Origin of the sequence: Chryseobacterium mucoviscidosis (assembly GCF_002177115.1) — a bacterium.
Classification (GTDB): Bacteria; Bacteroidota; Bacteroidia; order Flavobacteriales; family Weeksellaceae; genus Chryseobacterium; species Chryseobacterium mucoviscidosis.
The window spans coordinates 87,316-113,679 of record NZ_MVAG01000119.1 but is presented as its reverse complement, the minus strand read 5'-3'; the positions used below and the strand labels follow the sequence as shown (position 1 = coordinate 113,679).

Genomic DNA, 26,364 nt, shown 5'->3' with positions numbered 1-26,364 from the left:
CATTCATATTTTTGAAAACGGAGATACCCGAAAACAACTTCTGGCAAGAAGCCGGTATTTACTTTACAAAAGCAGGGAAAAATGGACAGAAAATCAAAGTAAACGGGTAAAGATCCTGTTTAGAGAATATCCCGATTTAGAAAAAATCTACCATTTATCGGATAGTTTAAGAAAAATATACAATCAAAATATAACAAAATCCGTTGCCATGTTGAAGTTGGCTCATTGGTTTAAGGATGTTGAAGAGTCGGGTTTTAAATCATTTTCTACACTAAAGAATACCATTATAAATCATTACAACGATATTCTCAATTATTTTGAAGCAAGAAGCACCAATGCTGCTGCGGAATCTTTTAATGCGAAAATTAAAAACTTCAGACTACAACTTCGAGGGGTAAAAGACAGAACTTTCTTTCTATTCAGATTAACTAAACTTTTTGCATAGCCCCCAAGTTTTGCGATTGATCCTTTAAAAGATTATCTACAATTCCCGAAGTTAAAGTTGTATCTACGGCTATTACAACATTTTGCTTTTGAGGTAACGGAGAAGTGACCGAGGGCGGCGAAGAAGTTTCCTTTTTACAGTTTATTGCAGACAAAAGAAGGAATGTTAAGAATATATATAATGAAATAGTTCGAATCATCATCAAATATATTAAAAAAGAAAAAGACCATTCTTTCGAACAGTCTTTTTAAATTATTTTTTAAAGTTTTTACACTTTTTCTACCTGCATATAGCTAAGTTCCATAGGAGTTTTTCTACCGAAGATAAGTACAGAAACTTCAATTTTCTTTTTATCTTCAAGAATTTTCTCAACTGTTCCGTTGAATCCGTTGAATGGTCCGTCTATTACTTTAACGTTTTCACCCACTACATAAGGGATTTCAACATCGCTTGCAAATTCAGAAAGTTCATCCATTCTTCCCAGCATTCTGTTTACCTCAGATTTTCTCATCGGAACAGGATCTCCTCCTTTTGTTAAGCTTAAGAAAGAAATAACTCCCGGAATGTTTTTGATAACGTGAGGAATTTCTCCCATCAAATCAGCTTCAATCATTAAGTATCCAGGATAGTAAGGTCTTTCTTTAGGAACTTTTTTACCGTTTCTGATCTGAATAACCTTTTCCATAGGAATAACTACCTGAGTAACGTACTGTTCAAACCCTAAACGCTTGATTTCCGTCTCAATGTAGTTTTTCACTTTATTTTCCTGTCCGCTGATCGCTTTCAGCACATACCATTTCAATTCGCTCATTATTGGGAAAATACTTTTATTATTAATTGAACAAGTTGATTAGCATTCCAATGATGTTGCTGATTGCTTTAGAAAACAATTCATCAACTCCAAAAGTAAATAACGCCAAGATCACTGTTGCAACAGTTACTACAATTGTAGAAGATTGCAGATCAGACCACTTTGGCCATTCAACTTTATGTCTGAATTCGTTATAAGAACCTTTTAAAAAATCGACAAATGAACTCATAATTGTTATTTGCACGGGCACAAGGATTCGAACCCTGATCAACGGTTTTGGAGACCGGTATCCTACCATTGGACGATGCCCGTAGTTAAAAAAAGCTTCCGTAAAGAAGTTCCTTACGGAAGCTTTTATATTGTGTTAGATGATTAGTCTAAGATTTCAGTTACCTGACCTGAACCAACTGTTCTACCTCCTTCTCTGATCGCGAATCTAAGACCCTCGTTAAGAGCGATTGGTTGTAACAATTCTACAGTGATCTCTAAGTTATCACCAGGCATTACCATTTCTACACCTTCTGGTAAGAAGATCTCACCTGTAACGTCAGTAGTTCTTACGTAGAACTGAGGACGGTATTTGTTGTGGAATGGAGTGTGACGTCCACCTTCTTCTTTAGAAAGGATATAAACAGATGCTTTGAATTTTTTGTGTGGCTTCACAGAGTCTTTCTTAGCGATAACCATACCTCTCTTGATGTCAGTTTTTTCAATACCTCTCAACAATAGACCTACGTTATCACCAGCTTCACCTCTATCTAAGATTTTTCTGAACATCTCAACTCCTGTAATTGTAGAAGTTAATTTTTCATCCCCCATACCTACGATATCTACAGGATCACCAGTGTTGATGATACCAGCCTCGATTCTACCAGTTGCTACAGTACCTCTACCTGTAATAGAGAATACGTCTTCGATTGGCATCAAGAATGGCTTATCTGTATCTCTTGTTGGCTCTTCGATCCACTCGTCAACAGCATCCATTAACTGCTCAACAGTTTTGAACCACTTGTCATCAGAGTTACCTTCAGTAGCAGCAGTAAGAGCTCCTAATGCAGAACCTTGGATTACTGGAGAGTTATCTCCGTCGAATTCATAAGTAGATAATAAGTCTCTAAGCTCCATTTCAACAAGCTCTAACAACTCAGCATCATCTACCATGTCAACTTTATTCATGAAAACAACGATTCTTGGTACGTTTACCTGACGGCAAAGTAGAATGTGTTCTCTTGTTTGAGGCATTGGTCCGTCAGTCGCAGCACATACCACGATAGCTCCATCCATCTGAGCAGCACCAGTTACCATGTTCTTTACATAATCCGCGTGACCTGGGCAGTCAACGTGAGCATAGTGTCTTTTCTCAGTTTCGTATTCGATGTGAGCTGTATTGATAGTAATACCTCTTTCTTTTTCTTCTGGAGCAGAGTCAATTGCAGAGAAGTCTTTTTTCTCAGCAAGACCTTTGCTAGCTAATACAGCAGAAATAGCAGCTGTAAGAGTAGTTTTACCATGGTCAACGTGACCAATAGTACCAATGTTCAAGTGTGGTTTGTTACGATTAAACGTTTCCTTTGCCATGATTTAAAATTATTTATTTATTGTTTTTCAAATTTTCGGTGTGCAAATATAATGAATTTTTAAATACCAAAACCTTTTTATTAAAAAAAGTTTCAATATTCAAATCCAATGAAGTACAAACCTTATATTTCAATGTATTGAGATTGCAAATTTACACAAATTTCTCAATTTAGAAAATCCGGAATAAACCTTTTAGCCAAAATATAAACTATCTCTTTAATTATGAATGCAATAAAATAGATGAAAAAAATAATATTGAGAAAAAATACAGTAAAGCAAAACCATAATATATCTTTTATCGTAGATGGAAATATGAACCATTAAAATAATATATTATGAGAAAATTATTACATTTATGTACCGTACTGTTCAGCACCATCATCTTATTTTCGTGTGATGATTCCGATGATATGATGTCCACAGACATGAATATGCCTGTTCAGGGTCCCGATCTTATGGCTTACGGACTTACGGCGAACAACGAACTTGTTGCCTTCAATGCCAACAATCCCAAAATGTTTACTTCTAAAACCGCTGTTACAGGAGTAGTTTCAGGCGAAAAACTGATGAGTATCGATTTCAGACCTGCAACAGGAGAGCTTTACGCTTTATCCAGTGCAAGTAAGCTTTACATCATCAACACTTCCAACGCTTCCGCAAGAGCGGTAAGCACAACAGCATTTTCACCGGCTGTTTCAGGAACAATTGCGTCAATTGATTTTAATCCTACCGTAGACAGAATTCGTTTAGTAAGCAATACAGGGCAGAATTTAAGACTTCATCCGGAAACAGGAGCGGTTGCTGCAACCGATATGAACATTAACGGAGGCGGAACGCCTGCTATAACAGGGGTTGCTTATACCAACAGCAAATCCGGAGCTACAAGCACGGTTCTGTATGATATTGATATGACTTCCGGAAAGTTATTTAAGCAGGATCCTCCGAACAACGGAACATTGGTAGAAGTCGGAAGTCTGGGAACTACTTTTACAGGACAGGCTGCTTTTGATATTAAATATGATAACGGTGTAGCATTATTAGCTTTAAACAGCAATCTGCATTTATTGGATCTGAGTACAGGTAAAGCAACCAACATCGGGATGCTTCAGCAACAGATCATTGATCTTGCGATTCCTACAGAACCGGTTGCTTATGCTGTGGATAATTCAAACAACCTTCAGATCTTCAATCCGAACAGTCCGATGCCGGTTTCAAAGGGAATTACAGGACTTCAGAGTGGTGAAAGTATTTTAGGAATAGATTTCAGACCTTTGAACGGACAGCTTTATGCTTTGGGAAGTTCAAGCAGACTCTATACAATTAACTTAGGAACAGGAGCTGCAACTGCAGTGGGAACTTCTCCTTTTGCAACTTTACTTGCCGGAACAGATTTCGGATTTGATTTTAATCCGACGGTTGATAAGATCAGAGTTGTGAGCAACACGGGACAAAATCTTCGTCTTGATCCTGTAACAGGCGGAATAACGGCAGCAGACGGAATGCTGAATCCGGGAACTCCAATGATCGGAGCGGCTGCTTATACCAATAATTTTGCAGGAGCTACTTCAACGACTTTATTCGTTATCGATCATAATACAGACAAATTGTACCAACAAAATCCACCGAACAATGGAACTCTGGTAGAGACAGGTTCTTTAGGAATCAATATTACCAGTGCGAACGGTTTCGATATCGGAAGCATGAGCCAAAAAGCGTATTTACTGGCAACAGTGGGAACTGCCACAAAAGTATACAGCATTAATACTTCAACGGGAGCTGCAACTGCGGTTTCAGATTTCCCAAATGCAGTAAGAGGTTTTGCTGTGGGATTAGGATTCTAAACTCATAATAATTATTTCAATAGCGAGAATCGCGGAAAACAAAGTTTTCCGCGATTCTTTTTTAACCGAATGTTTATTAGCCGCAAAGGCAAAAGATTTCGAAAATATATTGATAGTTTATTATTAAGGTAAAGAAAAGAAAACATAAACTCTTTCTTTAAAGTTTTAGTTATCTTATTTAAATATCTTTTGCCACCTGTGGTTAAATAAAAGGTTAAAGTAAAACTTGTCTAAATTTTTTTACCGCAAAAGATGCAAAAGATTGTAACCCTTTAGTTGTTTAAGTTTACTTCTTAAATGGAAAAAAGAGCGCATAAGTTTAAAAAATCAAAGATTTTTTCTCTTTGCAGACTTTTGAAATCCTTTAAATAAATCCAATAAAGTCTTTTGTCTCTCTTGCGGTTAAATTTAAAATGAGTTTAAAATATAATTGAAAGAAATGATCAGATCTGTTGAGATTTTTTAGTTCGGTTGAAAATCCAGAAAATAATCGGGAAAATCAGCAGGGTTAAAACAGTTGCCGTTATTAATCCGCCGATAATGACGATTGCCAAAGGTTTTTGGGATTCTGATCCGATTCCTGTGGATAAAGCAGCAGGCATTAATCCGATGGATGCCATTAAAGCCGTCATAATCACAGGACGCGTTCTGGATTTCACCCCATTCAGCAGTGAGCTGTCCAGATCCATTCCGTTTTTAACATTTTGATGAAATTCTGTGATGAGGATGACTCCGTTCTGAATACAGATTCCCAAAAGGGCAATCATTCCGACTCCGGCTGAAATTCCAAAATTAATTCCGGTAACGTGCAATGCGATAATTCCGCCAATTAAAGCAAAAGGTACGTTTGCCAAAACCAGTAAAGAATCTTTTATGTTTCCGAAAAGAATAAATAAAAGGAAGAAAATTCCCAAAATACTGATGGGAACAACCTGCGTCAATCGTTTTGAAGCTCTCTGCTGATTTTCAAACTGACCGGTCCATCCTACAGAATATCCGTCCGGAAGATCAATTTTAGAAACAGCTTTCTGCGCATCGGCAATCGTACTTCCCAAATCACGGTCGCGGATGGAAAATTTAATCCCGATATATCTTTTAATATCATCTCTGTAAATAAATGCAGCTCCGTTGTCTTTTTCAATCGTGCTGATTTCTTTTAACGGAATTTTAGCACCGTCCTGCGTAGGAACCATTAAGGCTGCAATATCATTTTCATCCTTCCTGTACTCCTGCGAATAACGGAGACGAATCGGGAATTTTCTTTCGCCATCAAACATTTCCGAAGCGGTCTTACCTCCGAAAGCCATCTCCAGAACCGACTGCGCATCATCGGGCATTACTCCGTAAGCCGCCATTTTATCTCTGTCGAGAACCACGCTTACTTCCGGCTGACCGATATTTTTAATAATTCCGGCATCTTTTACGCCTTTAATATCTTTTACCTCTTTTAAAACTTTTTCGGCAAGCACATCCAAAGTCTGAAGGTTGTCTCCGTAGATTTTAATTCCGTTTTCTGCTTTGAAACCGGCTACTGCTTCAGCCACGTTGTCTGAAATCGGCTGGGAATAATTGAATGTAATTCCCTGATAGTTTCTTAATTTTTTATCGATTTCTTCAATCAGTTCTTCATAAGTGATGTTCCGTTTCCACTCTTCTTTGGGTTTAAGATTCACGGCAAACTGTACGAATCCAAAACCATTCGGGTCGGTTCCGTCATTACTTCTTCCCGTCTGCGCGAGAACATCTGTAACTTCCGGGAAACTCATGATGTCTTTTTTAAGAAGATCGGCTGTATTTAAAGATTCTTTTAATGATGAGCTCATCGGCATTTCGGCAGTAATCCACAATGAACCTTCATTTAACTGCGGTAAAAATTCGGTTCCTAAAAATTTCCCTGAAAATAAAGTCACCGCTAAAAACGACAGAGAAACAATTAAGCTGAGTTTTTTATGTTTAAAAGTAAAATTGAATCCTTTTAAAACAATTCTGTCCCAGAAATTCACGAACGGATTATTTTTTTCCTTTACATTTTTATTTAAAAGGATGTGCGAAAGCACCGGAACGAGCGTTAAAGTGAAAATTAAAGCGCCCATTAAAGCAAAACCTAACGTAAAAGCCAATGGCGAAAACATTTTTCCTTCCACTTTCTGGAATGAGAAAATCGGGATCAGGGAAGTAATGATTATTAATTTTGAAAAGAAGATTGCTTTTCCAAGACCTGTTCCCGTCTGCTTGATCCAGCCTGCTTTTGCCAGTTTATTGAATTTTTCATTACCGTATTTGTGGGCTTTATGGTCGAGCATCACAAAAAGTCCTTCCACCATGACGACGGCTCCGTCAATGATAATTCCGAAATCTACCGCGCCGAGTGAAAGTAAATTTGCGCTCATTCCCGCGAGTTTCAGACATAAAAAGGCAAATAATAAGGATAAAGGAATGATGATAGAAACGATAACCGTTGTTCTCCAGTCTGCCATGAAAATCAAAACAATTACCGTAACCAGAACAATTCCTTCTATAAGGTTGTGCATTACAGTGTGCGTGGTGAAATCCATCAGATTATCACGATCGTAAAAAGTGACCATTTTTACATCCTTCGGCAGCACTTTTTCGTTGAGTTCTTTAATTTTTGCTTTTACGCCGACCAAAACTTCACGCGGATTTTCTCCTTTTCGCATCACGACAATTCCTTCAACAGTATCTTCCTGATGATTGAGTCCCGCCTGTCCTACTCTTGGCATCGAGCTTTCGTGTACTTCTGCAACATTTTTAACAAGAACAGGGTTTCCGCTGTCGTTCTGGATGGTAATATTTCCGATATCGGCGACAGATTTTACCAGACCGATTCCACGCACCACATAAGCCTGTCCGTTTTTCTCAATAACATCACCGCCGACATTCAAATTACTTTTTGTAACGGCATCATATACCTGAAGCGGCGTTAAATTGTATTTATCTAATGCTCTCGGATCGATGCTTAATTCGAACACTTTGTCCTGACCTCCGAAAACATTGATGTCTGCAACACCGGGAACTCCTCTCAAAGCACGGTCGATTACCCAGTTTTGTAAGGTTAACAGTTCTCTGGAATCTTTGGTTTTGCTCTGTAAAGTATACCTGAAAATTTCTCCGGTCGGTCCGTAAGGCGGCTGTACTTCGGGATCCACTTCATCAGGAAGACTCACGGTCCGAAGCTGATTATTGACCTGATTCCTGGCAAAAATATCGTCTACTCCATCGTCAAACAGAATCTTAACAATGGAAAGTCCGAACATCGTGGTACTTCTTACACTGGTTTTCTTCTGAACCGGACTCATTGCGAGTTCAATAGGTGTGGTAACGAAACGTTCTACTTCTTCGGCACTTCGCCCGTTCCATTGGGTAATGATGACAATTTGGGTATTGGTAACATCGGGAAAGGCTTCAATGGGCATATTTTTGAAGCTGATGAATCCCGAAACCGCCAGAATCGCTACCCAAATAAAGGTGAATGCTTTATTTTTTAACGAAAAAGCAATGATATTTTTAATGAATTTGTTCATGATGGATTTTTTGATGATATTTTTTTAACGCAAAGTTCACAAAGATTTTAGTGATTATCTTCTTCTGCATATTCTTGTTCGCAAAGGCGTTTCACTCAGCGAAGATCTTTGATTTTAACCATTAAGAGTTAGGAATTATTAAGTGACTTGTAAACAATTTTAAAAACCGATGTCTAAAATATCTTCAGATATTTCTTAATTCGACTTAACTTCTTAATAAAATCTTAATGGTTTAAATAAAATCAGCTATTCAAAGAGCGATAAATCAACAACTGATTGTTTGTGATTACCTGTTCTCCTTCGGATAACCCTTCGGAAACATAGGTAATGTCTCCTACCTGTTTCAGAACTTTTATTTCTTTCACTTTTACATCGGTTCTGGATTTATAAATCACCACAAAACTTCTGTTATCATCAAAAATAACGGCTTTGGAAGGAACTGTAAGTGCAGTTTTATTCTCCGAACTCGTCACTTTAATCGTCGCTTTGCTTTCCGGAATCAGCAATCCGTTCTGGTTATCAAGTACTACTCTTGCCTGCATCGCATTGGTTTGAGGATCAATGATTTTGAAAATTTTATCAATCTTTCCGTCAAAAACCTTATCCGGATACGATAATGTGGAAACCTGTGCTTTCATTCCGAGGCTGATTTTATCAATATCAGATTCATTCACGTTCATGATTGCCCAAACGTTGGTGGTATTGGCAACATCAAAGATATTATCGCTTCGGTCACTTCTGAGCTGCATATCTTTATTGATGTTTTTCTGCACAATATATCCGCTGATTGGAGCAACAACGCTGTAGATATTTCCTTTTTTCACATTATACACTGTACTCACTGCACTTGCCCGCTGCAACTGATCCTGTGCTTTCTGAAGCTGACTTTTGGCTTCCAGAACGTCTCTTTCTGTATTCAGTTTTCCTTCGTACATTTCTTTGGCAACGCGAAGATTGTTCTGGGCAACGACTAAATCTGTTTTTGCATCGCTCACATCTTTCTGCACTTCCGCCAATTCTGTACTTCGTATGGTGGCGAGAACCTGACCTTTTGTTACATGATCGCCCAGCTCTACATTCACACTTAAAACATTTCCGCCGACCAAAGGATAGACATCGATGTAGCTGTTTTTGTCTGCCGAAATCTTTCCGTAGAAATTGTAATCGTCTTCTATATATTTCTTTTCAACTTTTGCTAAATCGATTGAATTCAGCATGGTGTTGCTCAGTTCAAATCCTTTTTTTGCCTGCGGTTTTGCTTCTTCCTCTTTTTTGGAGCAAGATAAAACAGACAGGGCAATCATTACCGGAATTATATAATTTTTCATGTTTAATAGAAGATTTTCGTTTGTACTAGTTGATTCAATTGTTCTGCAGACTGCATGATCCCGTTTTTCATATCGTAAATCTGAAGTGCCGTTTCGCGGTAACTGTCCATAAAGTCTGTAAACTCAATAAGACTGATGTTGCCTTTTCTGAAATTATTCAGCATCCCGTTGTAGACCAGTTCCATATTATTAAGATCGGTAGATTTAATCTGACTGAGCTGATCGTATTGTGTTTTCCAGATTTTGTAAGCCGACTGTACTTTTGTTTCAAGGTTCAGCTTCTGAAATTCTGCATTTTTCTGATTCTGCTGAATGGCAAAATTGGCTTTATCCACATTTCCCTTATTGGATTTCCAAAGCGGAAGAGGAATTCCGACCATCAGATTGACTTCATTTTTGAAGGTTCCGCCATTCTGATCCCATCCTGCTCCGAGATTAAGATCGGGAACGTTTAAAGATTTCTGCCATTGCGCATATAATTTACTGTTGTCGATCAATTTTAAATTATATTGATAATCGGCATTGTTTTCGAGTGCTTTTTTCTGAAGTTCCGCTTCGTCGCCGAAAGGCTGAGCGGCAAGAATTTCTTTCGCTTCGGAATCGGAAAGCTGTGGTTCAATATCTTCGGTGACTCCTGTAAGAAGTTTCAGAGTCTGTTCAAATTCAAGAATATTTTTATTGATTCCTACTTTATCGTTATTTAACTGAATGACAATACTTTGTAGTCTAACTTCGTCTTTCAGCGAAACATTTCCTTTGGCAGACTGTATTTTGTAGGCAGCCAAAAGATCGTTCATGTAACCCAATTGCTTATTGGTATTGTCGAGTTTTAGTTTTTCGTAGTAAAGTTCAAAGTAAGTGGAACGAAGCTGGGATTTGAGATCGACCAAAAGCTGGGCAAACTGAAGTTGCGCCAGTTCCTTATTGGATTTTGCGAAGGCAATTTCATTCTTCTTTTTGCCCCCCATGTAAATTAATTGGGTGATCTGTGCTCCTTTTGCGTGTCCCACATCGAAAACTTTTCTGTCTTCGGGATTGTATGCATTGATTTGTCCGCTTAGCTGCGGAAGTTCCCAGATTTTAGCCTGCAAAATATCTGCATCAGCCATGTTGATGTTGTACTGTTCGGCGAGCAGTTGTAAATTGTTCTTCTGGAAAGCTTCTTCGCAATCCCGAAGCGACATTTGCTGTTGTGCCGTCATGAATGAGGAAATGACGATGAACAGCCCTGCAAATTTGTTCATTTTATTGATTTTATGATACAAAAATGCCTTTCTGCTATTAAAATGCTCTTAAAGAATGCTTAAAAAAAAATTAAATTTGTTAAGCAGCAACATATAATCATCTCATTTAAATTAAGTTACGAGTTGATTATAGTATTAATTTAATTCATGTAAACGTTAAGATTGCAAAGATTTATTTAAAATTTTGGGGAATATTTTCGTTCGCAAGAGCCGAATTACGTAAATGTTTTTAGATTAATTTAAAAAATTATTTCACAAAAATCACACTGAACTTATTGAGGAGATCTGCCGGAGAAGTATAGGTAATTTTAGCGCCGTGATATTCGAGAATCCGTTTAACGATTCTTAAACCCAATCCGGAACCTGAAATATTCTGAGAATTTTTTCCTCTTTTAAAGGCTTCAAAAAGTTTTGTCTGTTCTTCTTTCGGAATGGTATTTCCATGGGAAATGACATCAACAATCAGATGTTCGTCATTTTCTTTAATCAGTACATCCACTTCCACATCATCGGAATAGATGGCTGCATTTTTAAATAAGTTGATGAAAACAATATCGAGTAAAGACTGGATTCCTTTAATGGTTAAAAGTGCATCTTCAGAAGTATCTTCGGAGATCAGAAAATCCAGTTTTAATTTGGGGTAGCTTTTTTCAACTGCTTCAAAGGATTCAAAAATAACTTCATCAATTCTTACCTCTTCGTAAATGCTCTGGATATTTTCCCTGTCGAATTTGGTAAGCAGCAAAAGTGAATTGGTAAGATCCGAAAGCTGATACACATCCCTTTGAATCTGCCGTAAGGATGATAAAGTTTCAGGAGAATGTTTTCCGAATTTTATTAAATTTTCAAGCTGAAAAGCCATTCTTGTAATAGGAGTCCGTATTTCGTGGGAAGCACTTGCGGTAAAATCTTTCTGCGACTGGAAAACGTCGTCCAACCTTGCAATCATCGTATTGAATGATTTTGCGAGAACATCAATCTCATCGTTAGAATTACGAACCGGAATCTGTGTTGTTAATTTATGTGCCGTAACTTCAGAAATTTCCTGATTAAGATCTTCCAGAGGTTTTAAAAACTGCCCCATGAAATAATAACTGAAAAAACCGATGAGAAGCGCACTCATCACATAAGCTGTTATTAAAAGATACTTAAGATACGCCAGTTTTGATTTTCCGTTGGAATCTAAAGCACTTGTTAAAATATAATATTTTTCGCCGTTGATGGTTCTTAATGCCGCATAAATTTCGGGAACTGATTTTTCTGAGTAAATTACTTTTTTTTCGTCGAGTTCTTTCAGAAGTTCATTATCCCAGGTTACATTCCGGTCTTTAATCGTGCTGTAGATCAATTCTTTTTGTCCGTTGAAAATTAATATCGTCTCATTTAAAAGAATGTTATCTGAATTTTCATTAAAAAAAACAGGCGCTTCTTCTTCAAAATCTTTAGACTTGGCAATGAAATGAGAAGTGAACTCCAGTCTCTGCCTGAATCTTTCTTTGAATTCTTCTCTTCGGAAATCATTAAAAGACATATAAATTACCACCATCACAATACCGAAAAGCAATGAAAAGGCAATACTGAGATTAAGTGCGATCTTCCTTTTTAAAGACATTCTATAACGGGCTTAAATAATATCCAAAACCCGATCGGGTGTGGATAAGTTTTACTTTAAAATCTTTATCGATCTTTTTACGCAAAAAATTGATGTAGACTTCTACAGTATTAGTATTGGTATTAAAGTTATGTTCCCAGACGTGTTCTGTAATCTGCTGTTTGGAAACTGTTCTCCCCTGCGCTTCGGCAAGGTAAACCAACAACTGAAATTCTTTCAGGGTAAGATTAATTTCATTTCCGCCACGATAGACTTTCTGTTCGGTTTTATTTACTATCAGATCATCGATTCTTATAATTTCCTGATCCATATTCTCAGAAGGCGCTTTTCTTCTCAGCAAAGAATTGATGCGCAATAATAATTCTTCAAACTGAAATGGTTTTACCAGATAATCATCCGCCAAACGTGTAAATGCATCTTTCTTATCGGAAAGATCTCCGTAAGCCGAAATAATGATGATGGGCGTATTTTTATCGAAAGAACGGATGGTCTGACAAACGTCCAGTCCGTTAATTTTCGGAACATTGATGTCCAGAAGATATAAATCGTAGGAACTGTTCCTGATCTGGCGAAGAAATGTTTCCCCATCATAAATCTTGTCGCATGTAAAGTTATTTGACTCCAGAAATTTGCAAAGTTCCGCTGAAAGAATTAAATCGTCTTCCAATAAAAGAATGTTCATCGAAAATTATTTTATACGAATGTAACGAAATTTTTGGTGATTGTAAAGGAATTCAAAAGTGCAGGAATTACTTTTAATTGAATTTTAAGATTTGTACTGAATACTTCTGAAAATTTTTATCCTGAAAAATCAAATGAATTCGAATTGCTTTTTTATGCAGAGTGTTTAACAGAATCTAGAAGGTAAGTCTCGCTATTTTTAATTTTCCCGAGAGTTTTTAAAATTTCAGACAAATTTCAGACATGAAATTCAGACATAAAAAAATCCCGAAGAAATCGGGATAAAATGAGAGCCAACTACGGGACTTGAACCCGTGACCTCTTCCTTACCAAGGAAGCACTCTACCGCTGAGCTAAGTCGGCTTAAAATAAAAAATCACACCAAAAAGCGTGATTTTTATTGAGCGGAAGACGGGGGTCGAACCCGCGACATTCAGCTTGGAAGGCTGACGCTCTACCAACTGAGCTACTTCCGCAATTTTGTTTCCAAAATTATTGGTAACGCTGTGCAAACTTAAGGAAAATCCTTTATTTATGCAACTTTTTTCTAATATAAAATGTGGGGAGAGCAGGATTCGAACCTACGAAGCCGAAGCAACTGAGTTACAGTCAGTCCCATTTAGCCACTCTGGAATCTCCCCAGATATTTTATATTAAATTGAGCTTCCAGAGGGATTCGAACCCACGACCCCGAGATTACAAATCACGTGCTCTGGCCAACTGAGCTATGGAAGCATTTTAATACATGGACTGAACGTTGTGAGAAACTCTACTCTACACCATATCAGTAGTAAAAAAAATCACGCTTTTTAAGAGTATGATATTTGAGCGGAAGACGGGGGTCGAACCCGCGACATTCAGCTTGGAAGGCTGACGCTCTACCAACTGAGCTACTTCCGCAATTTTGTTTCCAAAATTATTGGTAACGCTGTGCAAACTTAAGGAAAATCCTTTATTTATGCAACTTTTTTCTAATATAAAATGTGGGGAGAGCAGGATTCGAACCTACGAAGCCGAAGCAACTGAGTTACAGTCAGTCCCATTTAGCCACTCTGGAATCTCCCCAGATATTTTATATTAATTGAGCTTCCAGAGGGATTCGAACCCACGACCCCGAGATTACAAATCACGTGCTCTGGCCAACTGAGCTATGGAAGCATTATTAAAAAAGAATTCAAAAGATCGCTGTTCCCTTTTTGCGAGTGCAAATATAGAACGGATTTTTTGAATTCTCAAATTTTTTAATAACTTTTTTTAACTTTTTTTTCTAAGCCATTTCTTTTTTCTTGATTAATAGCTTTTTAGCAGTATCAACGCATAGGTCTAAACTTTCCTCAAAACTTGCAGAGGTCTTCTTTACTACAATATCGTCTCCCGGAACCGCCAGAATAATCTCGGCCGTTTTGTTTGCTTTATCCGAGTTGTTTTCTACTTTTAAAAATATTTTACACTCCTGAATTTTGTCATAAAAAGTATCCAGTTTGCTTACTTTTTTTTCAATGTGTGATTCTAGTGGTTCGTGTGGAGTTAAACCAATTGATTGTACTGTGATCTTCATAATTCGTCATTTTTTGAGGCTCTTGGATGAGCCCGATTAAACACTTTTTTCAATTGTTCAATATTGGCATTCGTATAGACTTGAGTACTTGCAAGGCTGGAATGTCCTAATATTTTTTTTACTTTAGAGATCTCTGCCCCATTATCCAAAACGTGCGTAGCAAAGCTGTGACGAAGGATGTGAGGACTTCTTTTTTCTTTTGTTGTTATAAGACTAAGGTACTTATTAACGACCACATAAACAAATTTTTCAGTGAGTTTTTTGCCTTTGGTATTGACAAAAAAATACAAATCGTATTCAGACAGTGGTTTCCTTATTTTCAAATAACTTTTAAGCAGATCCGAAAGTTCTCCGGAGATGGGGATGTATCTTTCTTTGTTTCCCTTTCCTATTATTTTCAGTTCGTTTCCGCTAAGGTTTACATTTTCAAAAGTCATACCACAAAGCTCTGCTTTCCGGATTCCTGTCTGATAAAGCACCTCAACGATACATTTATCCAGAATATCGTTAATTTCTTCAAAAACCTGATCATTAAGTGTTTGCATTTCTTCTTTTGATATCGGAATCTGCTTTTCGGGATAAAATTTTAATGAAGAAATACTTTCTGTGGGAGAAATTTTTATTTCACCAATCTTTAAAAGAAAAAGGTAAAAGCTGCGAAGCGAAGACAGTTTCCGGTTGATACTCCGCTTGGAAATATCATTTTCGCTCAGCTCTACGATAAAATTTCTTATAATTTTTTTGTCCGCTTTGGAAATATCTTCCGAAGCTTCTGTCTTCAGGCAGAAATGGGAAAAATCTTCAAGGTCTTTTCTGTAGCTTGTAATGGTGTGAGGAGAATATCTCTTCTCGAACTGTAAATATTCCAGGAATTTGTCCAGCATCATTTAGTATATAAAACAAAAATTCACTCTTCAAATATAAACATTTAAAGAGTGAATTTAGTATGTGTGTAAGAAAATTCTTAAGCCTGTTCTTCTTTGCTAAGATTTCTTTGCTTGTGAGCAGCCTTTAATCTAGCTTGTCTTAAAGTTACAGAAGGCTTGATAAATTGTTGTCTAGCTCTTAACTGACGAACTGTACCCGTTTTATCAAATTTTCTTTTATATTTTTTTAATGCTCTGTCGATAGACTCTCCGTCTTTTACTGGAATTATTAACATATATTACATCTCATTTTGGATTGCAAAAGTAAACATTATTTATGAAACCGCAAAACTTTATTCAATAAAAATCTTTAAAATTACATAACTTAAATTTTCAAAATAATTTATTAAGAAAAGCATTTAACATTTTATTCGTAATAATTTAAGTGTATTTATAAAAAATTATTCAACAAATTATATGGTTTTACATTCTTTATTTATTTAGATTTGCAGATTATATTAAACTGCTTAAAACCAAACAGCTATGATCCTACTCCATTACTACTTTTTTATAAGGACATTTCTGCTTTCACAGCCTATAGAATCTAAGTTTTGATTTATTTCGAGTAAAACCATATTCCCTTCAACATGTTTAAAAAATTACTCTTTTCTATCGTAATGCTCTTTTCTGTTTTTGTGTTTTCACAGGAAGATTGCGTTTCCGCCATTACCGTCTGCGGAAATTCGGGCATTAATTATACTCCTGTAGGAATCGGCAACACCAATGAAACTCTGGGAGGATGCCTTTCTTACGAAAATCACTCGGTTTGGTATAAATTTACGATCGCCACCAGCGGAACGCTTACTTTTGACCTCGCTCCTACCGGACCGGTAGATTATGACTGGGCGATTTACGGATCGAATGTAACCTGCTCCAACAGAGGAACTCCGGTAAGATGTAACGCTTCCGGATATTACACCAATACAGGGATGAACATGACGAATACCAATACCTCATCCGGCGCAGGAAATACAGATCCTTACTGTAAATATATGGATGTTGTTGCGGGTCAGACGTACTATCTATACATCGACAACTGGTCTACAACAGTTTACACTTTTAATTTAACATGGGGAGGAACGGCAACTTTCGTTTCACCATTCACCAATTCCACGATTGCTCCCAATCCTTTTGTGCCACCGGGAAATCCGGGACCAACGGCAAGTTCTCCGAGAGAAATCAATATTTGCGGAAGTTCTGCTACATTTAATTTCAGTACCTTATCGCCGGGAATATTAAACGGAAATCCTAATTTTTATGTTTCCTATTACAGTACAGCGAACAATGCAGCTACGGGAACAAATCCTATCACCGCACCTATTACTGTCAATACGAGCAATACCTATTATTATAACATCAGTTATCAGGATCCTAACAATCCCAATAATTCTATTAATTCCTGTAAACAAACGAATGCTATCGTTTTTAAAGACAAAAGTATAACGGTATCTATAACTGCATCCTCCACAAAGTTATGTCCTAACGGAAATGTTACTTTAACATCGAACAATGCGACAGGCAACACATGGTCTACAGGAGCGACGACTCAGTCTATCAATGTAACGACTCCCGGAACTTATACTTTAACTAGCAGCAATGGAATCTGTACGAGTACACAAGCTTCCGTTACCATCACCCAGGACACAGATCCAAATGCGCAGATCAGCGGAAATCTGACATTATGTGAAAACACTTCCACGATCCTTACTGCAACTTCAACAGGAACAGGAAACACCTATTCATGGTCTACCGGAGCTACAACTCCTTCAATTACCGTAACTGCTCCCGGAACATATACTGTAACCGTAAAAACTCCGGCAAACTGTCAATACGTAAAATCCGTAACGGTTGTACAGGGTGCGGTTCCTGTTGCACAAAATGCGACTTTAAACAATTGTTCCAGTACAAGTACAGCAATTTTTAATTTAACAACAGCACAACCCAACATAAGCACGACTTCAGGAGTTACTTTTGATTATTATGTGAATCAGGCAGATGCCATTGCCGGGAATACAAATACTATTGCAACGCCGACCGCTTATACATCAGGAAACGCAACTATTTATGTAAGAGTAAAAATAGCAACGTGCTCAAAGGTAGTTTCGCTTCAACTCAATGTAACCCAGCTTGCCTCTCCAACGATTACAAGTTCATCTTTGACGATCTGTTTTGGCGGAAATGTAACGCTTACTTCAAGTGTTCCGACCGGAAACACATGGTCTACCGGAGCAACAACACAATCCATCACGGTTACATCCGGAGGAACTTATTCTTTAACCAACACCAACGGAATATGTACGAGTGCGCCCGTTTCAGTAACATTAACCGCAGAAAGCGATCCGAATCCTCAGATTACGGGAAATTTAATTGTCTGCGGGTCTCCGACAACCTTAACAGCAACGTCTAACGGAACAGGAAATACATATTCATGGTCTACAGGTGCCATAGGAAATTCAATTTCAGTTTCAGTGCCGGGAACTTATACGGTGACTGTAAATACTCCTGCCAACTGCCAGTACACAAAATCTGTGACAGTAGTTCAGGGAGCAGTGCCTGTTGTACAAAATTCATCTTTAAGTGTCTGTTCAAATAACAATACCGGAACATTTAATTTAACATCAGCGCAACCGAACATCAGTACAACAACAGGAGTAACATTCAGTTATTATCTGAATCAGGCAGATGCATTGGCCGGAAACAGCAATACGATTGCAAATCCGTCGGCTTATGTTTCAGGAAATGCTACGATTTATGTTTTGGTAAAATCAGGCTCGTGTTCGAAAATTGCAGAATTACAGTTAATTGTTAATGTAAAACCAATTCCGACAATTACCACTTCATCGAATGTAATCTGTAACAACAATCCTGTTACCCTTACTTCGGGTTCAGCAACAGGAAACACATGGTCAAACGGCGCAACGACACAGTCGATCACCGTATCTGCTCCGGGAACTTATACTTTAACCTACAATAACGGAACCTGTACAAGCGATCCTGTTTCCGTTACGATCACTCAGGGAACAGATCCGAATGTTCAGATTTCCGGAAATTTAAATTTCTGCGAAGGTGCTTCAACCGTTTTAACGGCTAGTGCAAACGGAACGGGAAATACTTTTTCATGGTCAAACGGAGTAACAACGGCTAGCACAACGGTAACCGCATCAGGAACTTATACCTTGACCGTGACCACTCCCAACGGCTGTCAGTACACAAAATCGGCAACCGTTACAATGGATCCGGCTATTATAGTAAATATTAATACTCCGGCAGAAATTAACTGTACAAATGCTCAGGTTACTTTAAATGCTACAGCGTCTGTATACCAACCGGGATCAACGTTTTTATGGACCGCTACAGGAGGTGGAAATATTGTTTCCGGAGCCAATACCTTAACTCCGGTAGTGAATAATGCGGGAACTTATACTTTAACGATTACAAGCCCGACTTCCAACGGATGCGTAAAACAAAGTTCTGTAACGGTTATTAAGAACATCACACCGCCGATCATCAGTGTTTCGGCACCAAAAATATCAATCTGTAAAGGTGAATCTATTGCTCTTACAGCAATGGGCGCTGCAACATACACATGGACGGGATTAACAGGAAACGGCAACACACAGATTGTTTCCCCGACAACCACCACAACGTACACAGTAACGGGAATCGGGACAAACGGCTGTTCTGCTACAACTCCTGCTACAATTACCATCACGGTTGTTCCGGAAATTATTTCTATGCTAAAAAATATTGAGATCTGTAAGGGGGACAAAGGTATTCTGGATGCAGGAAGCGGTCCGAATTACTCTTATTCATGGAATACCGGAGCAACTTCTCAAACCATTAATGTAGACACAGAGGGAACCTATTCGGTAACCATCAGTAACGGAGTCTGTTCTAAAACGTTTACTGCAACGGTAGGATATATTGTAACTCCTCAAATTAAAGAAATCACTTACAAAGATCCATTTTTAACGATTATTGTACAAAATAACGGAAATGTACCTATAGAGTATTCCATAGACGGAGGCGTAACGTGGCAGGCTTCGAACACTTTCCAGGTGCTAAAAAATACGAAATATTCAATAAGAGTAAGAAACAGAGGAGCAACCTGCGATACCACGACAGAATATTATACGTTCTTTATGGCAAACGTTATTACTCCGAACAGTGACGGAAGCAATGATGTGATTGATTTCAGCGAGATCAGCAAATACGGAAATTTTGAAGGGGGTATTTTCGACCGATACGGAAAAGAAGTTTTCCGACCGACCACCAAAACGCCGATCTGGGACGGAAAATACATCAGAAGACCTCTTCCTACAGGAACGTACTGGTATAAATTACAATGGGAAGATAAAATCATAAAAAAACCTGTTCAGCTTTCGGGATGGATTTTACTGAAGAACAGGGATTGATGAGGTTGAAGTTAAGACTGAGATTGAGATTAAGATTGAGGAAAGGATTTAGATGAATTATAGAAGTGTCGGGTTTTTTCCGGCACTTTTTGTTTTTGAGGGTTATTTTTTTGCTGTTCAGGCTTTTGTTCTTTGCTTAAAAGTTTTTTTGTCTATCATTTATACTACCCACTTCCACCCTAGCCCTGATTGAAGAGAAAATCCCGGAATGGAGCGGCGGAGCGAAGCGGAGCCGCGCAATGAGGAATTGCAACGGAAAGCAGGAGAAAGCTTCAAATAAAATACATGAAATCCCATTATTAAAATGACTGAAAGAATATGAACTGAATTTGAATAAAAGTGTTATCTTTGCATTCACTTTATTCATGGGGTTGACTGGTTTCGACAGCAAGACCAATGGGTAAGTAAGCATGCAGAGAACCGTAGCGCGATCTCTATAATCCCTTGCTACAAAATTTTAACTGGCAACGAAGAGTTCGCTCTTGCAGCTTAATATCGAAGTATAGTAGATCAAGCGTTTCCCCGAAGATTTTAGTAAGGGAGCAAGATATTCCACAAATGCTCTGTTCTGCGGCGTTTGATTCTGGGATATAGGAATGCGGAAATAAGGCTTTAGACGCTTCGGCTAAAGCTCGAAAACCTCAGAAGATAAGCTGGAAGTTGGGTGTCTGCTCTCTGCTTCCCGTCGAAAACCAATAGCAGAATAAGCATGTAGAAAGCTTATGTATTGCTTGTTTGGACGAGGGTTCGAATCCCTCCAACTCCACAAAAAATCCTGTAAGATGTTGGCTTACAGGATTTTTTATTATTAGGTGCTAAATTAGGTGCTAATTATTTCTTTTTATATTTTACACTTAAGACAGGCTTCTTTCCAGATTTAGTTTTATTTTCTCCCAGCTAGGTAATACTTCGGTTAATGTTCTATAAAAATCTTTTGAATGATTGGGATGAATTAAATGGCAAAGCTCGTGCAGGATAACATACTCTATACAAGCCTTATTTGCTTTTATCAACTCTGTATTCAATATGATATTGCCATTCATTGAGCAACTTCCCCAACGTTTTTTCATAAATCGATGAGTGAGTCTTATGTTATAAGTATTAAACTGAGGAAACTGAGAAAGCAATTGATCTAGCAATTCCTTGAAAATAATATCGGCCTTACTTTTATAAAATTTTTGAATGATTTGTTCTATATTATCATTTTTAGTTGTAATGGTAAACAAACCTTTCCCTAAATTAATATCTGTTTTATTTTGTTCCGTTTTATTAATCACCAATTTATACTGTCTTCCTAGATAACGATGTGTTTCTCCAGGAGTATATAATCTTTCTTTGGTAAATGGTCTGAACAATTCAAATGTGCGTTGCTGTTGTAAAATCCACTTAGATTTTGGTTTTACTTTTTCTATAACTTTTTCTATTGACGTATTTTTCGGAACCGTAATCTGGATATTACCTTCAGGAAAAATTCGTAAATCAATCGTCTTTCTGTCCGAATAAATAACTTCTGCTTCGATATTTTTCTTACCGTACTTATATTCAATCTTCATCCTTAATCCATTTGCTTTTTAGCTATTTTAATCACTTCTTCTACAAAGTCATCTAAAATATCAAAAGGAATTTGATGATCCATTTCCAATGATAAGCTATAAAAATAGTCATCTAATTCACTCCAAATTTGCTTTTCAATTTCTTTGTTCAACTTCCAGTCAACAATAGCTTTATTGTTTTCTGTGGTTATATCTTTTATTAATTCTTGAATTTTTAATGCAATTTCTGCATTTTGCAATCTATCTCCTAAAAATGTAAATAATTTTGCATTGATAAAATTATAAAATGCTACTGCTATTTTTTTATCTTCAATTATTGCAGGTACATCGTCTTGTTTTCCCGTTAGGAAGCGTTCTTCAATATCTTTAATTTTATTGAGATATTCTGTTTCATCTATTCGGCTTTGCTTATAATCTAGGATGGTTTCTTTAATCAGTTCAGACAGTTTTTTATAAAATATGGGGTCTTCATCCATTTTTATGGTTATTCCCTTTGAAGTACGTGCTGCTATGTGATCCGCTTTAGCTGCTTTACCTATCAATTTTTCCACTTCATTATCACGCTCTTGTTTATTAAAAATATCTATAGGCTCGGTTATTTTTAATATTTCTCCATCGGTAGTGATGTGTTTGTCTATTAATTTCTGAACTTGAGATTCATAGGCTTTATAATCTATTTGGTCAAAGTACCTGCGTTTTACATCTATCCTTAACTGAATAAAAAATTTGCTGTCTTTTTTGTATTTTTCAATAACCGTATCATTTTTTACATCATTAAACTCAATAGTTGCCATTGCCAAGCTAAACAATCTAATGAATTTGGATAGTTTTTCATAGAAAAGATGACGTTGCTCTTCATCTCTTAAATGTACAGCATAGGCTTCTGTATCGTATTTATTTTTGATGGCAGAAAAAATATCCCAAACTTCGGAATGTACTTGTGGAAGATCTTTGATGATGTCTTTCACATTCGTAACAGAACCTTTTACATCATCAGGATTCATTTCGTCTGAACCCGAATAAATTTCTATGGCTTTGTCAAGGTTTTCTAAATTCCCATAATAATCCACAATTAAACCATAATCTTTACCTTCTGCTAATCTATTGACTCTTGCGATGGCTTGCAACAAAGTGTGTTCTTTCAAACTTCTCGTTAAGTATAATACTCTGTTTTTGGGAGCATCAAACCCCGTAAGAAGCTTATCTACTACAATAATAATCTCAGGATTTTCTTGATATTTAAAAGCATTGATGATGGATTTTTCATATTTTTCCTGTGTGCCGTATTTGTCCATCATTGATTTGTAGAAAGACTGAACCAAATTTTCATTTTCTTCAAAAGCATCATCATAATTTTCTCTCGTATCTGGAGCAGAAATGACAACTTCAGAAGATACTTTTCCTATTTCATTCAGGTATTTTCGGTATAAAATGGCAGTTGTTTTGTTAGGAGCAACCAACTGTGCTTTAAATCCTGTATTTTGGATAAAACCAACAAAATGTTCACTTATGTCCCAAGCTCTGTCATAGACAACTTGATCTGCTTTGTTAATCGCATTTTTGGAACTGTATTTTCTTTTTAGTCCTGCTTTACCATATTTAGTTAATGGTTCAGAAACTTTATCAAAGAAATTGTCTAAAGGTTTCTCGTTTACCGTAATGGAATTGTGCCGTCCTTCATACAATAGAGGCACAACCGCACCATCTTCCACCGCATCTTTTATGGTGTATTCATCTATTACGCCACCAAATTTATCCGCCGTATTTTTCTCTGATTTCATTAGAGGCGTTCCAGTAAAAGCAATAAAACAACCATTAGGAAAAGTCTTTTGCATTTTTACATTGAATGTTTTGTATTGACTACGGTGTCCTTCATCTATCAACACAAAAATCTCTGATGAACTAAAACCTTCAGGCTCTTGATTAACTGCTGCTTTAAATTTATTAATGATAGTGGTAATGACTGCATCCGAATTGTTTTTCAACAATTCTATTAAATGTTTTCCTGTTGTCGCTTCCTCCACAGGAATATTACATTTCTGAAAGGTTTCTGTCATCTGTGTGTTGAGATCTACACGGTCGGTTACCAAGATGATTTTAGGATTTTTAATCTTTTTACTCAAAGCTATTTGTTGGGCAAGCATTACCATTGTGAGCGATTTCCCACTTCCTTGGGTGTGCCAGATTACCCCGCCTTTACGTTTCCCGCTATGATCTGTTTTTTCTATTTGTTTGATGGTTTTGGTAATCCCATAATATTGTTGGTATCGGGTTACTTTTTTAATTCCTTCATCGAAAAGAATAAAACGAAATACCAATTCTAACAAGCGTTTTGGATGGCAAATGCTATATAATAATTGGTCTTGTGTGGTAACTGCCAATTCTAATTTGCCGAGTTCTTGAAAATATCGGATGGTACTCCAATATCTTGTTTTAAAAACTTCAGTATGAATGTCTTTGGGCAATTCAGCTTGTTTTAGATCGCGGAGATTTTGGTAGAAAGCATTTTCTTCTTTAGCATTTGTAAATTTCTCTTTCCAAACCGACCAAAATTTTGTAGGTGTTGCTGTAGTGGCATATTTGGCATCACTTACCGCCAATGAAAGCAATAAGTTGGAATAAACATACAAATCCCGAATTCCGTCTTCTTGTTGGTTTCTCAGGTGTTGCGAAATTCCTTCTTCTACCGGAGATTTTATGGCGTTGGATTTACATTCTATTACTACCATTGGAATCCCATTAATGAACAACACAATATCTGGACGATAGGTGTCTGAACGATGAGAACGGGTAACTGCAAATTCTTCGGAAACGTGGAAAGTATTGTTTTCTGGATGTTCCCAATCGATGTATTTGAAAGAAAAACTTTTACGATCACCATAAATAGTTTGCTCAAAACTTTTACCGAGTGTAATGAGATCATAAAAATGCTGATTGGCATTAATGAACCCTAAATGCATAGGAAGTTCCTTCAGCTCGCTAATCGCCAATTCTACATTGGTATCCGAAAAGTCGTGCGTTTGTCCTTTATATTCAATTTTGTTGATTTTTTGAAGTTGCGTTTTCAAAATATCTCTCAACAAAACATTGGTTTTTCTTCCTTCACGAAGTTGTAAGGCTTCGTCTGGAGAAATATAGGTATAGCCCATTTTTATTAGCATTTGCAACGCTGGTAATTGACTGATATGATCTTCTATGTAGGATGGTGTCATAATTTTTTTTTTAATCCTCTGTATCTTCTTCTAATTTTTTTCTGTCTACATTATCAAAAATGTAAAAAATCTGAACAGGAATATTCATCATTTTAAGTGTATTGACAATTCTCAACAGACTAATACGAGAGAAAATAGGCAATCCATTTGATTTTTTGTTCACTTTTTTGGAAATAATACCATAACTTACACGATATTTTCCTTCTCGGATAAATGGTTCCATATTATCATTTTCCTGAACAAGATCTAACAGTTTATTTTGAGCTTCTTCATTTACTCTTAACAATTCTACAGAATTTACTCCTTGATTGAAGAGATGGCTTAAACTTGCCGATCTTGTCGAAATCTTAATATGTGCTAATTCCAAATAATCATTATCAATAAATATTAAATCGCAAGGTTCAACTTTGTATTGACCATTAGGAGAGATGTTTTCTTTATCTAAACAGATTACTTCTGTGAAAGCATCTCTTACGGAATTATTGTATTCATCTTCTCTTTTGTGGTCACATTGGTGGAGATAATTGTGTTCTGTTATAAAAAGAGGATCTAAAATGTCTGAAAGTTTCTGAATGAAATCTTTTTGTATTAAATACCATTCTCCATCACACAAATGATAAACATTATCACTGTAGTCACAGTCAAATAAAATACTCTTATATATTGAATACTCTTTTATAAGTATGTCGTTATCATCTACAATTTTTAATTTATGAGATAAAAATTTTTCTATTGAATTGATTTCCTCAACTTGTCTATCCAATAAGTACTCTCTGTAACCTTTAATATAAACATCTGCAAATTCTAAATCTGATTTTCCTTCTCCAGAATATTTTACTTTATAATCTGTTTCATAATCAAAAATCTCAGGGATAGCCAAGACCAATTCCATTGGTGCGGGATCTTGATTAAAAGCTTCTACTAAGATATTGTTTAACTGATTTAGTATGGTAGGATCTTTAACCGGAACAATGTTTTGTAATTCTGGGAAACTTGTTTTATAATCTTCCTTATTGTATATAGTTATTAGTTCTTCGCACAATTCTGTTATTTCATCAGCCTGTAAGTTTGACGAAACTCTAATATTATTTCCTCCTGTAATATTCTTAAATAGTTCTTGGTATTCCTGCCTTACAGCCCCTGTCATTTTCTTCAAAATAGTTTCATCATTATTCAACTGAAAAAAATTTAGTTCAGATGCTGTTGGACTTTGTACGCGTTGTCTTTTAGCATTTTCAGGCTGCAAAATATCTGTTGATTTGATTTTTTTAGGATCTAATGCATTTAATGTGGTTTTTATACCAAAATCATATTCAAAAGCCTCATCTTTCAATTGATGATAAGTGGAGCCGAAAGTTAAGGCTACCCAATTTTCATTCAATTTCAAAAACACTAAAGCTCCTTTCTGAGTCTGAATCAGGTTTTTATTAATATTCCAATAGGATTTCCACCAAGGTGTCCTAACGGGTCTATCGGAAATATACATTACAGCTTCTTCAGGGAGATTGGTATCTTCCTCCTGTAATAATTCTAATGTATGTCCTTCTTTTAATGAATTTGAAGGATTGTAATTTTCTTTGAGTAAATAAATTGAAAAAGATCTACTTTTTGCCATAAT

Annotated in this window: 17 protein-coding genes, 8 tRNA genes and 1 other RNA gene; 4 read left to right on the top strand and 22 right to left on the bottom strand. The window is 36.7% G+C overall.

Annotation, left to right across the window (positions count from 1 at the left end; genetic code table 11):
* On the top strand, positions 1-445 hold a 445-nt coding region (locus B0E34_RS11865), incomplete at its 5' end, for a transposase (protein WP_165762979.1).
* Positions 446-713: 268 nt separating this feature from the next.
* Here the strand turns inward: B0E34_RS11865 and nusG are convergent.
* The 4 genes from nusG to tuf form a co-directional block, all read right to left on the bottom strand.
* Positions 714-1,256, bottom strand: coding sequence for a transcription termination/antitermination protein NusG (gene nusG / locus B0E34_RS11860; RefSeq protein WP_002976412.1), 543 nt, complete (start codon positions 1,254-1,256; stop codon positions 714-716).
* Positions 1,257-1,278: 22 nt separating this feature from the next.
* Positions 1,279-1,485 carry a preprotein translocase subunit SecE gene (secE, locus tag B0E34_RS11855; protein WP_076390705.1) on the bottom strand — a complete coding sequence of 69 codons (207 nt, stop codon included), beginning with the start codon at positions 1,483-1,485 and terminating at the stop codon, positions 1,279-1,281.
* A gap of 12 nt (positions 1,486-1,497) precedes the next feature.
* Positions 1,498-1,568, bottom strand: a tRNA-Trp gene (locus B0E34_RS11850).
* 60 nt (positions 1,569-1,628) lie between these two features.
* Entirely contained in the window at positions 1,629-2,834 is a 1,206-nt protein-coding gene (tuf, locus tag B0E34_RS11845; RefSeq protein WP_072955499.1) for an elongation factor Tu, read from the bottom strand.
* Between the two features lie 335 nt (positions 2,835-3,169).
* On the opposite strand from tuf, the gene B0E34_RS11840 reads away from it, so the two are divergent.
* Positions 3,170-4,675 carry a DUF4394 domain-containing protein gene (locus tag B0E34_RS11840; RefSeq protein ID WP_087709682.1) on the top strand — a complete coding sequence of 502 codons (1,506 nt, stop codon included), beginning with the start codon at positions 3,170-3,172 and terminating at the stop codon, positions 4,673-4,675.
* Between the two features lie 443 nt (positions 4,676-5,118).
* On the opposite strand, the gene B0E34_RS11835 is transcribed toward B0E34_RS11840, so the two are convergent.
* The 15 genes from B0E34_RS11835 to rpsU all read right to left on the bottom strand — a co-directional run bounded on the left by B0E34_RS11835 (position 5,119) and on the right by rpsU (position 15,802).
* Complete coding sequence (locus tag B0E34_RS11835) at positions 5,119-8,217, bottom strand: efflux RND transporter permease subunit (RefSeq protein ID WP_087709680.1); 3,099 nt, start codon at positions 8,215-8,217, stop codon at positions 5,119-5,121.
* Between the two features lie 242 nt (positions 8,218-8,459).
* On the bottom strand, positions 8,460-9,545 hold the full coding sequence (locus tag B0E34_RS11830; protein WP_087709678.1) for an efflux RND transporter periplasmic adaptor subunit: 1,086 nt from the start codon (positions 9,543-9,545) through the stop codon (positions 8,460-8,462).
* A gap of 2 nt (positions 9,546-9,547) precedes the next feature.
* Entirely contained in the window at positions 9,548-10,789 is a 1,242-nt protein-coding gene (locus B0E34_RS11825) for a TolC family protein (protein ID WP_087709676.1), read from the bottom strand.
* Positions 10,790-11,036: 247 nt separating this feature from the next.
* Positions 11,037-12,401 (bottom strand): ATP-binding protein, encoded by a 1,365-nt coding sequence (locus B0E34_RS11820; RefSeq protein WP_087709674.1) that lies wholly within the window; start codon positions 12,399-12,401, stop codon positions 11,037-11,039.
* Position 12,402: 1 nt separating this feature from the next.
* Positions 12,403-13,083, bottom strand: coding sequence for a response regulator transcription factor (locus B0E34_RS11815; RefSeq protein WP_076390699.1), 681 nt, complete (start codon positions 13,081-13,083; stop codon positions 12,403-12,405).
* A gap of 290 nt (positions 13,084-13,373) precedes the next feature.
* A tRNA-Thr gene (locus tag B0E34_RS11810) sits at positions 13,374-13,445 on the bottom strand.
* Positions 13,446-13,485: 40 nt separating this feature from the next.
* A tRNA-Gly gene (locus B0E34_RS11805) sits at positions 13,486-13,558 on the bottom strand.
* An 84-nt stretch (positions 13,559-13,642) separates the two neighbouring features.
* Positions 13,643-13,723, bottom strand: a tRNA-Tyr gene (locus B0E34_RS11800).
* Positions 13,724-13,743: 20 nt separating this feature from the next.
* A tRNA-Thr gene (locus B0E34_RS11795) sits at positions 13,744-13,817 on the bottom strand.
* Positions 13,818-13,909: 92 nt separating this feature from the next.
* Positions 13,910-13,982 (bottom strand) — tRNA-Gly (locus B0E34_RS11790).
* An 84-nt stretch (positions 13,983-14,066) separates the two neighbouring features.
* Positions 14,067-14,147 (bottom strand) — tRNA-Tyr (locus B0E34_RS11785).
* Positions 14,148-14,166: 19 nt separating this feature from the next.
* Positions 14,167-14,240: transfer RNA gene (locus B0E34_RS11780), tRNA-Thr, on the bottom strand.
* Between the two features lie 109 nt (positions 14,241-14,349).
* Positions 14,350-14,640: an HPF/RaiA family ribosome-associated protein gene (locus B0E34_RS11775; RefSeq protein WP_076390695.1), complete on the bottom strand. Its 291-nt coding sequence runs from the start codon at positions 14,638-14,640 to the stop codon at positions 14,350-14,352.
* Positions 14,637-15,524 carry a phage lytic cycle repressor MrpR family protein gene (locus tag B0E34_RS11770; protein WP_087709692.1) on the bottom strand — a complete coding sequence of 296 codons (888 nt, stop codon included), beginning with the start codon at positions 15,522-15,524 and terminating at the stop codon, positions 14,637-14,639. Before B0E34_RS11770 ends, B0E34_RS11775 begins: the two co-directional genes overlap by 4 nt.
* Before the next feature lie 80 nt (positions 15,525-15,604).
* The gene (gene rpsU / locus B0E34_RS11765) at positions 15,605-15,802 is read right to left on the bottom strand and encodes a 30S ribosomal protein S21 (protein ID WP_062697349.1); all 198 of its coding nucleotides are present in this window, start codon (positions 15,800-15,802) and stop codon (positions 15,605-15,607) included.
* Between the two features lie 351 nt (positions 15,803-16,153).
* Between rpsU and B0E34_RS11760 the strand changes: the two genes are divergently transcribed.
* Together B0E34_RS11760 and ssrA are read left to right on the top strand one after the other, a co-directional pair.
* On the top strand, positions 16,154-19,981 hold the full coding sequence (locus B0E34_RS11760) for an FIDD domain-containing protein (protein ID WP_087709672.1): 3,828 nt from the start codon (positions 16,154-16,156) through the stop codon (positions 19,979-19,981).
* 367 nt (positions 19,982-20,348) lie between these two features.
* Positions 20,349-20,750: a transfer-messenger RNA gene (gene ssrA, locus B0E34_RS11755) on the top strand.
* An 85-nt stretch (positions 20,751-20,835) separates the two neighbouring features.
* Here the strand turns inward: ssrA and B0E34_RS11750 are convergent.
* Genes B0E34_RS11750 through B0E34_RS11740 form a run of 3 tightly spaced genes read right to left on the bottom strand, consistent with a single transcriptional unit; the run spans position 20,836 to position 26,361 of the window.
* Positions 20,836-21,534 (bottom strand): M48 family metallopeptidase, encoded by a 699-nt coding sequence (locus B0E34_RS11750; protein WP_087709671.1) that lies wholly within the window; start codon positions 21,532-21,534, stop codon positions 20,836-20,838.
* 2 nt (positions 21,535-21,536) lie between these two features.
* Positions 21,537-24,746, bottom strand: coding sequence for a type I restriction endonuclease subunit R (locus B0E34_RS11745; RefSeq protein WP_087709669.1), 3,210 nt, complete (start codon positions 24,744-24,746; stop codon positions 21,537-21,539).
* A gap of 10 nt (positions 24,747-24,756) precedes the next feature.
* A complete protein-coding gene (locus B0E34_RS11740; RefSeq protein ID WP_087709667.1) occupies positions 24,757-26,361 on the bottom strand; it encodes a DUF6119 family protein in 1,605 nt (534 codons plus the stop codon).
* Positions 26,362-26,364 lie beyond the last annotated feature (3 nt).

Bases quoted from the DNA above. Each gene is read 5' to 3' on its own strand.
- B0E34_RS11760 (WP_087709672.1), top strand. From the start codon at position 16,154: ATGTTTAAAAAATTACTCTTTTCTATCGTAATGCTCTTTTCTGTTTTT.
- B0E34_RS11770 (WP_087709692.1), bottom strand. From the start codon at position 15,524: ATGCTGGACAAATTCCTGGAATATTTACAGTTCGAGAAGAGATATTCT.
- B0E34_RS11840 (WP_087709682.1), top strand. From the start codon at position 3,170: ATGAGAAAATTATTACATTTATGTACCGTACTGTTCAGCACCATCATC.
- rpsU (WP_062697349.1), bottom strand. From the start codon at position 15,802: ATGTTAATAATTCCAGTAAAAGACGGAGAGTCTATCGACAGAGCATTA.
- B0E34_RS11825 (WP_087709676.1), bottom strand. From the start codon at position 10,789: ATGAACAAATTTGCAGGGCTGTTCATCGTCATTTCCTCATTCATGACG.
- B0E34_RS11745 (WP_087709669.1), bottom strand. From the start codon at position 24,746: ATGACACCATCCTACATAGAAGATCATATCAGTCAATTACCAGCGTTG.
- B0E34_RS11775 (WP_076390695.1), bottom strand. From the start codon at position 14,640: ATGAAGATCACAGTACAATCAATTGGTTTAACTCCACACGAACCACTA.
- tuf (WP_072955499.1), bottom strand. From the start codon at position 2,834: ATGGCAAAGGAAACGTTTAATCGTAACAAACCACACTTGAACATTGGT.
- B0E34_RS11815 (WP_076390699.1), bottom strand. From the start codon at position 13,083: ATGAACATTCTTTTATTGGAAGACGATTTAATTCTTTCAGCGGAACTT.
- B0E34_RS11835 (WP_087709680.1), bottom strand. From the start codon at position 8,217: ATGAACAAATTCATTAAAAATATCATTGCTTTTTCGTTAAAAAATAAA.
- B0E34_RS11750 (WP_087709671.1), bottom strand. From the start codon at position 21,534: ATGAAGATTGAATATAAGTACGGTAAGAAAAATATCGAAGCAGAAGTT.
- B0E34_RS11820 (WP_087709674.1), bottom strand. From the start codon at position 12,401: ATGTCTTTAAAAAGGAAGATCGCACTTAATCTCAGTATTGCCTTTTCA.
- B0E34_RS11740 (WP_087709667.1), bottom strand. From the start codon at position 26,361: ATGGCAAAAAGTAGATCTTTTTCAATTTATTTACTCAAAGAAAATTAC.
- secE (WP_076390705.1), bottom strand. From the start codon at position 1,485: ATGAGTTCATTTGTCGATTTTTTAAAAGGTTCTTATAACGAATTCAGA.
- nusG (WP_002976412.1), bottom strand. From the start codon at position 1,256: ATGAGCGAATTGAAATGGTATGTGCTGAAAGCGATCAGCGGACAGGAA.
- B0E34_RS11830 (WP_087709678.1), bottom strand. From the start codon at position 9,545: ATGAAAAATTATATAATTCCGGTAATGATTGCCCTGTCTGTTTTATCT.